We start from the raw sequence: 13,794 nt of genomic DNA on the forward strand, positions 1-13,794 counted from the left end.
TGGGGATTGGGGAGCAGGGGAGCAGGGGAGCAGGGGGCAGGGGAGCAGGGGGCAAGAAGGAGAATAATTAATGACCAATGACCAATGACAAATGACCAATGACCAATGACAAATGACCAATGACAAATGACTACTTCGTTTTAATTTTGGCGAGGAATTTGTCAAGCTGTTTTTGGCTGAGTCTGGCTGCTGAGAAGTCTGAAGGTGTATGACCGATCGCACCAGGGGATTGACAGTGAGTAATGAGCGATCGCAATGCCTCCATGAACCCAACAGCTAAACCCTCGATGGTGTCTCGTTTATGAACTTTTTCGCTGTAATTCCAAGTCATTTCCAGCCTTTCTGCACGAATAAATCCGCTTACTCCTAATAGGTGGCTGCGCTGATTAACTAAACTCTGTTCATCTTTAAAATCTTCAGCCAAACCCAATACAGCAGATGCCTTAAGCACCTGATCGAATTGACCAAGGTAGTTAAAACTTACTTGTGCTTGGGGTAAATCCCGTAATTTCGTGCGAATTTTCTCATCCGGGTGCAAATATCGCAACACGCCATAGCCGATGCCCCGGTTGGGGATGCGCCGTAGTTGTTCTTTGACTGACTTTAAAGCCTCTCCTGCCTCTTGTTCAACTTCTTCTAGCTGTAAATGAACGGGGAATATGGTAGTAAACCAGCCCACAGTCCGCGACAAATCCACATCCTCAAACAAGTCTTCTCGTCCATGTCCCTCTAAATCAACGAGTAAAGAACGTTCTCCTGTCCATTGGGCAAAGCTTTGCACTAGGGCAGTTAACAGTACATCATTAATTTGAGTGTTGTAGGCAGAGGGTACATCCTGCAAGAGGGCGCGGGTTTGTTCTTCAGTTAAGGAAAGTGACACAGAAGCGGTTGAAGCTAAGGTGTTATTTTCTTGATCTGAAGGATAATCTACTGGCAAGGCGGTAACTTTCAAACTAGTAGTCTGCCAACCCAAAGATGCTAGGTGAGGTCTGGGGAAAGGGGAAAGGGGAAAGGTTAAGGGATTTAAAACCTTTCCCCCTTCCCCTTTACCCTTTACCCCGCCAAGTTCACTTGGCGAACTACTAGACTCATTTAGCCAATAATTCAACTCATCTGATGATTTGGCGTATTCTGTTAAGCGATCGCTCCAATATTGAAAGGATGTTGTCTTCGGTGGTAGTTTAATAGCTTCGCCACGGCTGATTTGCTGGTAAGCTGTAGCCAAATCTTCGAGCAAAATCCGCCACGAAATGCCATCTACTACTAAGTGATGGATGATGAACAGTAATCTGCCGGGTTGATTATTGCCTAATTGAAACAATGCTACTCGTGCGATCGCTCCAGTTGATAGATTCAAGCTAGCCTGGAGTTCAGCATCCGTCGCTTTCATTACTGTTTGTTGTTCTTCTGGCGACAGGTGCGACAAGTTGATGACGCTAAATGGCACAACTTCCTGGGTAGGGGCGTTAATCTGCTGCCAGTTTTCCCCTTCTTGTATAAACTGCGAACGCAAAACATCGTGATGCATCAATAATTGTTGCACGACTCGCTGCAATAGCTCTGGTTGTAAGTCTGGCGGCACTTTTAGCAGGGCTGACTGGTTAAAGTAATCAGGTTCGGGCAATTTCTGCTCGAAAAACCAGTGTTGGATGGGTGTCAGCGCTACTGTACCTGTCACTAACCCTTGTTCGGCTTTGACAGAGCGAGCAATTCCTGCCACAGCAGCTAATTCAGCAATTGTTTGGTACTGAAATAGCTGTTTAGGGGCAATTTGGATACCCGCCTGATTGGCTCTTGAAATTACCTGAATACTGAGGATGGAGTCGCCGCCCAATTCAAAGAAGTTATCGTGGATGCCGACTTGTTTTAGCCTTAAAATTTCCGACCAAATCGCCGCTAATTTCTCTTCTGTCGGAGTTTGCGGTGCAACAAAATTATCTTCTACACTCAGTGAAAGTTCGGTGGCTGGAAGGGCGCGGTAATCTACCTTCTGGTTCGGAGTCATTGGTAGGGCTTTCAGGAGTGCGATCGCTGAGGGCACCATATAATTAGGCAACTTCTGTTTCAGGAAATGGCGCAGTTTATCCGCGGTTGGTTGCGGCTGGTGCGGAACAACATAAGCCACAAGGCGCTTTTGTCCAGGGATATCTTCACGAGCAATAACTACAGCCTCAAATACCTGTGGGTGTTGTCTCAGCACCGTCTCGATTTCTCCCAACTCAATGCGGAAGCCGCGAATCTTCACCTGATTGTCAACTCGTCCGAGATATTCTAGGTTGCCATCGGCGCGAAAACGTGCTAAATCCCCCGTTTTATAGAGTCGAGCCAATTTTGCATTTTGGATAAATTTCTCCGTCGTAAGTTCAGGGCGTTGCCAATACCCTCTAGCTAATCCGGCTCCGCCAATGTGCAATTCTCCGGGAACTCCTATTGGTACTGGTTGCAGATATTGATCCAAAATATAAACTTGAGCATTGCTAATCGGTCGTCCAATTGAAACGGAGTTAGCTGAGGTTAAGCGAGCTAAGGTAGTTATAATCGTTGCTTCCGTTGGCCCGTAACTATTAAGTAATTGGGGTGGATTGCAGAGGTGAGCAACACTACTGTGCCAGTGCTGCACTTTTTCGAGTTGAGCTTCTTCTCCACCAATAATCACCATTCTCAAACTTTCAGGAATTCGGGAATCTTGAGGTGTAAGTTCCGCTACTAATTGATGCCAGTACGCTGTGGGAAGATCCAAAACAGTTAACTGCCATTCTCGGCAACACCGCCAAAATTCATCGCTGGAGTGCAGCATTTCTTCGGTTCGCAGTACTAATGTTGCGCCGACTGAAAGACAAGGTAAGATTTCTTCAATAGATGTATCAAAACAGAGAGATGCAAATTGCAGAATATTATCAGTTGCATTAATTCCATATTCATGCATAGCACTGATAACAAAATTCATTAGCGATCGCTGTTCAATCATCACTCCTTTAGGTTTACCCGTAGAACCAGAGGTGTAAATAATGTAGGCGAGGTTATGCGGCTGAACGTTAGTAATCGGATTGGTTGTACTCTGCCCTGCAATTATTTCCCAGTCTTTATCTAAACAGATGGTTTTTCCGGCATAATCTGGTAATTTTTCCTGAAATCTTTCTTGAGTCAGCAGAATGCTCAGTTGCGTATCTTCGAGAATATCAGCCAGTCGCTTTTGGGGATAGCTAGGGTCAAGGGGAATGTATGTACCGCCCGCTTTGAGAATGCCGAGTAAGCCGATAATCATTTCTAGAGAACGCTCAATGCAGATACCCACTAAGGTTTCTGGTTTGACTCCCAAAGTTTGTAGATAGTGTGCAAGTTGATTGGCGCGATCGCTCAATTCACGGTAAGTTAGCTGTTGATCTTCTTGCTGAATAGCTACAGCATCGGGAGTTAACTCCACCTGAACTGCAAATAACTCATGAATACCCTGATTAAAGCTGTACTCTTTCTGAGTCTGATTCCACTCCACCAGTAATTGCTGCTGAGTCTGCGTTAGCAGTGGTAATTCTGAAACTCGCTGCTCTGGATTAACAACAATTCCCTCTAGTAAATTTTGATACTGCTCTAGCATTCGTTGGATTGTGGCAGCATCAAATAAATCGCTGTTGTATTCTAAAATTAGCGTGATTCCCTTCGCTCCCGTTTTAGAACCGTTCTGCACGCGTTGCTCTGAACGCGGTATAACCAGGAAATCCAGATCAAACTTTGCTGATTTATTGCTAATCGGTTCATGCAAGCTAATGTCCAAGCCTGGGAGACTCAAGTCCGGCATGGGAGAATCATGGAAGCTGAACATCACTTGAAATAGGGGATTGTGTCTCAAATTCCGTATTGGTTTGAGAACTTCCACCACCTTATCAAAAGGTAAATCTTCGTTGTTATATGCTTCCAGTGTGACTTGACGTACTCGGCCGAGTAATTCCTGAAATGTGGGATTGCCAGACAAATCAGTGCGTAGAACCAAGTTATTGACAATCATCCCAATTAACTTTTCTACTTCGTGCATCCGCCGATTGGCAACAGCAGTTCCTACGCTTAGGTCGTTTTGCCCAGTGTATCGGTGCAATATTACCAAAAAAGCTCCCAGCATGGTCATAAATAAGGTGACACCCTCTTGACGACTCAGAACTCGCAGAGATTCGCACAAGTTGATGGGAAGTTCCACCCTAATTTGATCGCCATTATAAGTTTGCTCCGGTGGTCGCGGGCGATCTAATGGTAATTCCAACAACGGTGAACTACCGGATAATTTCTGCTGCCAATAAGTTAATTGGGTTTGGGCTTCTTGGCTTTTGACCCACTGTCGCTGCCAATGGGCAAAATCCACAAACTGGAGGATTGGCTCAGTCAATGGGGAAGGATTACTCAAACAGAAGGCTTGATAAAGTTCAAGCAACTCACCCAGAAATACATTAAATGACCAACCATCATGAATTATGTGATGTTCAATGTGGAGCAATAAATGTTCTTGGTCGCTCAACCTTAACAAAACCCATTTAACTAGTGGTAGTTGATTCAAGTCAAACGGCTTTTGTACTTCTGCCTCAACTAGGCGCTGAACTTCTGCTTCCCGCTCAGATTCAGAAAATGTCTGGAGGTCAATAACTTTAAAGCTGATTGGTGACGCTGGGTGAATTATCTGAAATAGCCGTCCATTTATCGCCGGATAAGTAGTGCGAAATATTTCATGACGGCGCACAATTTCGTTGAGGCATTGTTGTAATACCGCCACATTCAGCTGACCTTTAAATCGCATAGTTGCCTGGAATTGGTAGGCACTACTTTCAGGAGCCACTTGCTGAATAAAGTACACTCGCTCTTGGGCAAAGGAAACTGGTAAGAGTCCCTCACGCCCAATTCGTTGGATGGTGGGACGCTGCAACGGCTGTTCTAACTGACTATGCTGTTCGATTAGTTGAGCTAAACCTGCGATGGTGGGGTTTTCAAAGATGTGGTGAAAAGACAACTCGACTTGGAAAACTTCGCGCACGCGGGAAAGGATCTGAGTTGCAATTAGGGAATGACCACCCAACTGGAAAAAATTGTCATTGACTCCAATCTCCTCAAGTGCTAGTAACTCAGCCCAGATGACTGCTAAAGTCTTCTCAATTGGGCTACGAGGTGCGACAAAAGTTTCTTCGAGAGCGGGGCGTGTGCGATCGCAACCTGGAAGATTCCGACGATCCACTTTACCATTGGGTGTAAGGGGCAACGAGTCTAAGATGACAAAGACTGCTGGCACCATGTAATGGGGCAGCTTTTCCTGGAGAAAGCGTTTTAAAGTACTGGCACTATCAAGTTTTTGGTTAAGAACAACATAGGCAACAAGGCGCTTATCACCAGGGATATCTTCACGGACGATTACTACCGCCTGCTGTACATCCGAATGTTGAGTCAAAAGCGCCTCAATTTCTCCAAGTTCAATGCGGAAACCGCGAATTTTTACCTGATTATCGACTCGGCCCAAAAACTCAATATTTCCGTCTGGTAAGAAACGGGCTAAGTCACCAGTTTTGTAAAGTCTCCTACCTCCTGCCTCCTCAAAAGGACTGGGGATAAATTTTTCCTCGGTTAACTCTGGGCGATTCAGGTAGCCTCGTGCCAAACCGTCGCCACCAATATATAATTCACCAGGAGTACCAATAGGAACTGGTTGAAGTTTGGAGTTCAGTATATATATTTGTGTATTGGAGATCGGGCGACCAATCGGTAGATTTTTTGCCCCTTCTGGTACATCTTGCACCAGATACCAACAAGCAAATGTTGTACTTTCAGTAGGGCCGTAAACGTGCAGCAATCGCTGTGGCGCTCCATTCCTCAGAACTGCTTTGACTGACTTTGGATCTACAGCCTCGCCACCAAATAGCAAGTGTCGCAGGTCTTTAAATGCCTGGGGAACAACGTTAGCTAAATGATTAAATAAGGCAGTAGTCAAAAATAATACACTAATTCCTTGCTCGCGTATGTAGGCTGCAAAATGCTGTGGTGAAAGCACAATATTCTGAGGAATTACTACCAAGGTAGCCCCATGCAGGAGAGATCCCCAAATCTCGAAAGTGGCTGCATCAAATGAAGTATTTGAGGCTTGAGCCATGCGATCGCTTGGTTCTAACTGCACGTAATTAGTATTGCACACTAGCCGATTGACAGCCCGATGCGTTATAGCGACTCCCTTTGGTGTTCCTGTAGAACCGGATGTATAAATAACGTAAGCTAGATTTTCAGCCGTCACATCGCTAGTAGGATTATCTTGGCTCTGGCGATCAATCGATTCCCAATCCTTATCCAGACAAACTGTTTTCACTCCGCTTTCAGAAAATTCTTCAACAAACTTTTGCTGCGTTAATAACACCTGCACTTGTGAATCTGAGAGCATGAACGCTAGACGCTCTTTGGGATACGATGGATCTAACGGCACATAAGCTCCACCCGCTTTGAGAATGCCCAAACTGCCCACTACCATTTCCCAGGAGCGCTCAACGCAAATGCCTACTAGAACTTCTGTATCTACTCCTAGAATTCGCAAATAATGTGCTAATTGATTGGCTCGGTGGTTCAACTCTTTGTAGGTTAGTTGTTCCTCATTAAAGACGACAGAAATATTATCTGGAGTTTTTTCTACTTGTGCTTCAAATAACTGATGTATGCATAGATGTTTGGGATAATCTACCGTTGTATCATTCCATTCAACTAATACTTTATGTTGTTCCTGCTCAGTTAAAGCACAAAAATCATCAACATACTGAGTAGAGTTAATGATAATTTCTTCCATAATAAATTTAGTACAGTTATAGTTTTTGAATATATGGTTGAACTGGCTCTATAGCTATTTTTTGGAAAAATCAGAGCAATTTACTGCGATCGCTTTACTGACGCCAATCGGAAAATAGAATACGAATGGATAGATGTCTCAAAGCAAAATACAGTCAGCTTTTCAGGCTCCCAAATCCCAATCTAAAATCCAAAATAGTATTAGTGCTATTTGATTTAAAATGTCACCGAATGTAAGAGGATGTTTGAAAAGTCCTCTTGTCGGTATCAAAAATTTTAGATCCCCCTAAATCCCCTTACAAAGGGTGACTTTGATTCTGGTTCCCCCCTTTTAATGCTACGGTGCATACACAAGTCCTTCTCACCCCCTCTAACTCCCCCTTAGCAAGGGGGAGAACCGGATATTTCCCCCCTTGGCAGGGGGGACTAAGGGGGGTAAATCCAGGATTTGGGCTTCATTACCAAGATGTGTGTACACCGTAGCTTGTTAAGGGGGTAGGGGGGATCTAAAAGTGCCTAAAGTCACAGCGAAACACTTTTCAAACAACCTCTAATAGTGAAATTATTCCTCGACAATTTCAATTGTTTTTGGTGGCTGAATCTCTTCAGTATCAATAATAACTTCTGGACTCAGTTCATTTCTCAGTTTGAGTTTTAGCTCATCTGAAATGGGTAAATCTTTAATTTCTTTGAGGAGATATCTCACTGATTCTGTTTTACTACGTTCTGTATAGACGGCCTTGAGAACAGCTTCAATTCCATATCCCGCGACAGTATCCCCTACAACCGTTATTAGACCAAGTATACCTATACCTCCGACAATACCGAAGGGCCCTCCCAAGGCTGTGAGGGCAGCAACAATAGCAGCATTACTACCTGCTGATGTGACTGCTAAAATCACGATAATGATGCCAGGAAGACCCAGACCAGCAAGTTTTTTAACGATTTCGTCCATTGTAATTACCTAAAATCCTTTTTTTCTTGGTTAAAACACGCTCTGATAATTCGATTTAATTGAGGTTTCAATCCCCAATCCCTGGATTTACCCCCCTTAATCCCCCCTTGCAAAGGGGGGAAATATCCGGTTCTTCCCCTTACAAAGGGGGGAAATATCCGGTTCTTCCCCTTGCAAAGGGGGGAAATATCCGGTTCTTCCCCTTACAAAGCAGGGAAATATCCGGTTCTTCCCCTTACAAAGGGGGGAAATATCCGGTTCTTCCCCTTACAAAGCAGGGAAATATCCGGTTCTCCCCCTTACCAAGGGGGAGTTAGAGGGGGTGAAAAAGACTTGTGTGTACACGGTAGCCTCTGCTTACCCATCTCACACAATCGCATTCCTCCCATCCCCAGTTCAATCAAAGCGATCGCTAATTTTCCCATTTACAGCAGAGATAGCCACTGTTCTTGGTGAGGCTAAATAATTTTTGCCCGTTGGATCGCCGCTACGTCCTTTAAAATTGCGATTGGTTGCATAAATCCCTGTTTCTTCTTTTGCCAAAACCCCAAGTCCAGAATTGATACAAGCCCCACAACCTGTCTTGAGAATTTGTGCTCCTGCTTGTTCAAAAATATCGAGATAGCCTAACTCTTGGGCTTGTTCTCGAATTTCAATGGTTGCAGGTACAATAAACAAGCTTACACCGTCTGCCAGTTGGCGATCGTGCAAAACTTCGGCTGCTTGAGCTAAATCGTAGAGTTTACCCCCAGTACAAGAGCCAATAAAAGCTTTGGTAATCGGAATATCTTCTAATTGACTAATGGCAACTACTTGATCCGGTTTTGGGGGACGTGCCACTTGTGCTTCTAAATCACTAAGGTCAAATTGATAAACCCTTTCGTACTCAGCATCAGCATCACCGATAATCTCTGCAAATTCTTCTGAAGCTCGGTTTTTTACATACTCACGTGTCACCTCATCAGGAACAATCAAGCCACATATTGCACCACACTCTACAGCCATATTGGCTAGAGTTAACCTTTCATCAAAGGGCAGTTGTGCAAGGATTGACCCTCTAAACTCTATTACCTTACCGCTAGCGCCAGCACAGCCGATTTTTCCCAGGATAAATAGGATAATATCTTTGGCACTAATTTTAGGAGACAAGGTTCCAGACAACTCAAATACTAGGGTTGGAGGAACACGAATCCACATATCTCCTGTGGCATAAATATTAGCCATATCGGTGCTTCCTACTCCTGTGGAAAAGGCTCCCAATGCCCCGTAGGTGCAGGTATGGGAATCTGTACCGGCAATCAGCATTCCTGGTCGGACAAACCCTTTTTCTGGGAGTAAAACGTGACAGATGCCCGCTGCTTCACCAGGGGAAACCATATCAAATAAGTGGCATCCTTGGACTTTAGCAAACTGAATCATCTGGTCATACATGACATGAGCTTTGTGATCAGCCCGGATGTCGTTAACTTGGATAAAGTGATCGGCTACCAAAACTACCTTTTGGGAGTCCCATAACTTTGCTCCTTCTCCATACTCTTGATAAAATATCTTGGCCACAGGCCCGGCTACAGCATCATGGGATAAGGCTAAATCGACCTGGGCAAAAACCACTTCTCCCGGCTGGACGTAAGAATTTCCAGAGGCTTTAGCCAAGAGTTTTTCGACTAAAGTCATGGGGCGTGGCGGGGTGAGGCTGCGAGGAATGGTGATTTTACCCTGACGACGCAGCTGATTAAAAGACATTAACCCACCGGCTAGTGCGATCGCATCAACTACAGGATTCTCCTGTTTCTCCCCCAGAATTTCTAAGGTTAGTCCAATATTGATGCTATTACGATAAAAAATTTCAGCGAACGATCGCGCCCGAATTTTCTCAATTCCCGCAGCTTGCAAGGCAATGGGGGCAACTTCTCGACTGGAACCACAGCCGAAATTTTCTCCTGCTTCAATCACATTGAATTTTAGCAGTTCACCTGCTCCAATAATATGTTCTAAAGCATACTTTTTTAAGTAATCAGGGTCATCTGTTGTCGCCCGATTGGCAGGAATAATATCATCGGTATTGATATCATCTCCCAGGTGCAAAACGTTATTTGCATGACTCATGAAGCACTCCTAATTGAGAATGTTGCACAACTGAAAGTTCTTCAAGTAAAAGGTCAACTAAGGTTGTAGTATTGACTAAAATTTCTTCTCCTTGGCTAAATAAATCAGCTGTTCGGTATCCTTTAGCTAAAATCCGGTCTTGCGCTGCAATAATCAGTTGGGCAGCCCGCACTTCCCCCCATTGTTGAAGCATTAAAATACAAGCTCCAAGGGTGCCAAGGGGATTAGCAATTCCCTTCCCAGCAATGTCTGGGGCTGTACCATGAATCGCTTCGTACAAACCAAATCCATCAGCATTAAGACTCGCCGATCCTAATAAACCAATTGAGCCAATTAATGCACCACCAATATCGCTAAGAATATCTCCAAATAAATTGCCCGCTAAAATTACATCAAACCGTTGGGGATTCAGAACCATTTGCATAGCTAAGTTATCTATCAGCATTGGTTCGATAACAACGCCAGGAAACTCTTTGGCTTCTTCTTCCACTAGACGAGTCCAATGCAAATAAGGCAAGGCATTTTCTTTGTGGGCTACGGTGAGTAATCCTCGGCGATATTGGGCTTGTTCTAAAGCCTTGCGAGCAATTCGACGAATCTCTTCATCGTAATAGCGCATCGTATGATACCCATAATCTCCTTTATCATCTGAGCCACGTCCAGATGGGCCAAAATAGATTCCACTGACTAGTTCTCGAACGATGAGAATATCAATTCCTTGAATTTTCTCTGGTCGAAGACTAGATTTATGTACGAGACTTTTAACGCTACGGATCGGACGAAGATTGCAAAAAAAGTCGAAATGCTTTCGGAGTTCTAGTAGTCCGCCTTGGGTAACTGCACCAAATACAATGCCATCGGCTCCATCGCACAATTCGGCGGTAGCTTGAGGGAAGTAACTACCCAGTTGTTCAAAGGCAGTTGCACCGAGCCAGCCATAGTCTACCTGTAAGGTAAATCCTTCAATTTTAGCGACGTGTTGCAGAATTTTTAAGGAAGCTTCCACAACTTCTGACCCAATTCCTTCCCCAAGAATGGCGACGATCCGATAATATGGCTTACTTAAAGACCCCATTTCGACCTATTAAAAATTACTGGCTCAACTCCATTAACATCAAGAAAAGCTCAGATTTAGGTTGATAAAATACTAATCAACTCATCGATTTCTTTACTTTTTTCTTGAATCAGTGTATTAGCTAAAGTTTGCAACTGCCGCAGATTTTCTGGCTTGGCATTATCTATTGATTCGAGTTCACTTTTTAAGAATGTTTGAAATCGATAATAAGAACTTTTACTACCTTTATTATTAGCCTCAAACAACCTTTCTAATTCTCCAGCTACTACTTCGCTGCCACCATCAAGCACAATATTTAACAGCGGTTTTGCCCATTGCAATAGTCCCCATTTTTTCACTTCGTCATAAGGGTAGACACTTGTCAGGGAACCGGTACCCAAGGATACTATCAAGACATCCTCTGTATTCAAGACTTGTTTATTTTCTTGTCTACTAATTTGCGCTTCTAAAATAGCCAAATTAGCTGGATTATTAGCGACTACTCCGCCATCAACTAAAGTATAGAAGCCGTTGGTATTATGAGAACTAGCAACGCGATAGGGAGCAAAATAAGTCGGAGTTGCACTAGTTGCCAATGCCGCATCTGTGAGGGTAAAACCTGAGCATAACTTGCGGAATCTTTTCGATTCTGTCTGTTGCTTTTCGATTTTATTAGTAAAGAATATAGGAATTCGCTGCTCGATATCGTAGCTAGTTACGAAAACTTCTTTGAGATTATTTTCTAGAGGAGTGTCGCCAAAATATTGCCTGATAATTTCTTCTCTGCCTTCAGAAGAATATTTTGGTTGGACGAATATATCTTCTAGTTGACCGAGTATTTGTTCCCAAAATGGCTCGTAAAATATCTCAGCCCCATACTCAAGATATATTTGGACTAGATCCTCAGCACTGTATTGGGCGGTGGGTGAGCTATCAGTGGCTTCTAAGTCTAATCGGGGTTTGGTTAATCCGAGTGCCAGAATTCCACCGCTGGAAGTGCCAGAAATTAAATCGAACAAACTAAAAATCGGCTTTTGTGCCCGCTTTTCAATTTCTGCTAGCAGCAGGGCTGGGATAATGCCCCGAATACCACCGCCATCAATAGCAAGTATTTTGTATTTAGGATTAGCTTTCGTATTCATAGTTTTTGGCGATCGCTCCTGAGTTAATGTTTGCTGTTGAATATCGACTGGAACTGTTTCGGCTTTCTCCTCTTTTGGCTGGGGAGTTTGAATGTTTGCAGATTTTTCGCTCTGTCTTTTTGTCCCTTTTTTTGCCTTTGGGTGACGCTCCTCTGGCGCTAACACAGTTGTTGTCTGGGTTGGGATGCCAGTTTCTACAATTGGAGGAACCTCAACGGACTCTTGCTGCAACTCAGCTTCATTGACAGCAATTACTTCAACGGAGACAACTTCTGCAACAGATTGGCTTTCTGGCTCCAGCACCACAGTTCCCGCAAGGTTTCTCTCCTCGGAACTACTCGCTGTCTGTTCTTGTGGCTCACTCTCGTTTGATGATTGTGTAATTCCAAATGGAAGTTGTGCTAAATCCCAACTAGGATTGCCACGCAAGTTTCCATCAAGACCATTTTCAGTTTGGTCTTTTACAGTTTTTCCTTGTCCTTCGTTTAATCTCCAGTAAGCGACTAATCCTTGTTCATTCCCAACTAAAGGCTGATCTCGATGCCTTTGGATTTCTGCTGGGGGACAGGGATAATTCCAGACGCTAATATTCGCTAATTGACCTGTGAAATATATGTTGTTGTGTAAAGTCGCGCCCAGTGTTACAGAACTAGTTGCTTTATTTAAAGAGTCTCCTGTAAAGTACCCAAAATACTCATTCTCATCAAGATATATGCTCAGTTGACCTTTATTAAAAACAATGGCAAAGAAGTGCCATTGTCCGATAGTTAATTCTCCATTGCCAAAAGTTTTAATTTTCTTCTCAATAGTCTCATCAATAAATATATCTAGGTTCCCTGATTCACTGATGCCGAACTCAAAATTATCACTATATCTATCTGAAGAACGAGCAAAAAAAACATTGCGCGTGCCGTATGTAGTGGCTTTATCTGTTAGCTGATGAGGATTCACCCATCCAGAAATCGTAAAGGCCGAACTTCCTTGAGCAAAAACACCAGAAAAATCATTTTTGCCAAAGTCTATGTAATCATCTTGGCCATCAAATGTCAGAACTGATTGGCTATATACCTGGTTTGTCACAAGAGTTTAATCTCCAAATAGGATAATTCGTAATTCGTAATTCGTAATTCGTAATTCTAATTAATCAATGCAATAGATGAATAAACTATATTTGTTGGTAAATCTCTTGAACTACCTGCGTTAAACATATTTTTACCTTAATTAGGCAATTTATCGGAAATTAGTAATTTTTTATAGCCAAAGATTAATTTTTTTATTAAATCAACGTGCTTCAAAACTTGTCGGTTAAGAGGTTGTTTGAAAAGTATGTCACTGTGACTTTAGCCACTTTTAGATCCCCTCTACCCCCTTAAAAAGCTACGGTGTACACACAAGTCCTAAAAACCTAGCTTGATAAGCATTTCCTCGTTCCCAGTCTCAGACTGGGAATGCATTCATTGAGTCTCTGACTCAATATCTGACTAGAGGCAGCAGCCCCTAATTAGGCATTCCTATGCAGAGCATAGGAACGATATAAACGAGAGAACAATGAGAAATTGATCTTTTTTCGACTTGTGTGTACACCGTAGCCTTAAAAAGGGGGGGGAACCGGAATCAAAGTCCCCCAATTTATCGGGGGATTTAGGGGGATCTAAAATTTTTGATGCCGACGACAAGAGGATTTTTCAAACATCCTCTAAGGGCAAAAGGTAAAGAAAAATCCTTAACTTTTACCATCTAAG

5 protein-coding genes are annotated in these 13,794 nt (G+C 43.4%); all 5 read right to left on the bottom strand.

Going from position 1 to position 13,794, the window contains the following annotated elements; translation table 11 throughout:
* Positions 1 to 130 precede the first annotated feature (130 nt).
* The gene (locus ACWATR_RS08395) at positions 131 to 6,796 is read right to left on the bottom strand and encodes an amino acid adenylation domain-containing protein (protein ID WP_460331348.1); all 6,666 of its coding nucleotides are present in this window, start codon (positions 6,794 to 6,796) and stop codon (positions 131 to 133) included.
* Positions 6,797 to 7,357: 561 nt separating this feature from the next.
* Positions 7,358 to 7,750 (bottom strand): hypothetical protein, encoded by a 393-nt coding sequence (locus tag ACWATR_RS08400; protein ID WP_069068158.1) that lies wholly within the window; start codon positions 7,748 to 7,750, stop codon positions 7,358 to 7,360.
* 396 nt (positions 7,751 to 8,146) lie between these two features.
* Complete coding sequence (locus ACWATR_RS08405; RefSeq protein ID WP_460331351.1) at positions 8,147 to 9,856, bottom strand: aconitase/3-isopropylmalate dehydratase large subunit family protein; 1,710 nt, start codon at positions 9,854 to 9,856, stop codon at positions 8,147 to 8,149.
* On the bottom strand, positions 9,840 to 10,931 hold the full coding sequence (locus ACWATR_RS08410) for an isocitrate/isopropylmalate dehydrogenase family protein (protein ID WP_460331354.1): 1,092 nt from the start codon (positions 10,929 to 10,931) through the stop codon (positions 9,840 to 9,842). Before ACWATR_RS08410 ends, ACWATR_RS08405 begins: the two co-directional genes overlap by 17 nt.
* Positions 10,932 to 10,987: 56 nt before the next feature.
* Entirely contained in the window at positions 10,988 to 13,132 is a 2,145-nt protein-coding gene (locus ACWATR_RS08415; RefSeq protein ID WP_460331357.1) for a patatin-like phospholipase family protein, read from the bottom strand.
* Between the last annotated feature and the right edge of the window lie 662 nt (positions 13,133 to 13,794).

The sequence above is a fragment of the Nostoc sp. UIC 10890 genome (assembly GCF_054786515.1).

Coding starts and splice junctions, on each gene's coding strand:
- ACWATR_RS08405 (WP_460331351.1), bottom strand. CDS start 9,856: ATGAGTCATGCAAATAACGTTTTGCACCTGGGAGATGATATCAATACC.
- ACWATR_RS08395 (WP_460331348.1), bottom strand. CDS start 6,796: ATGGAAGAAATTATCATTAACTCTACTCAGTATGTTGATGATTTTTGT.
- ACWATR_RS08410 (WP_460331354.1), bottom strand. CDS start 10,931: ATGGGGTCTTTAAGTAAGCCATATTATCGGATCGTCGCCATTCTTGGG.
- ACWATR_RS08400 (WP_069068158.1), bottom strand. CDS start 7,750: ATGGACGAAATCGTTAAAAAACTTGCTGGTCTGGGTCTTCCTGGCATC.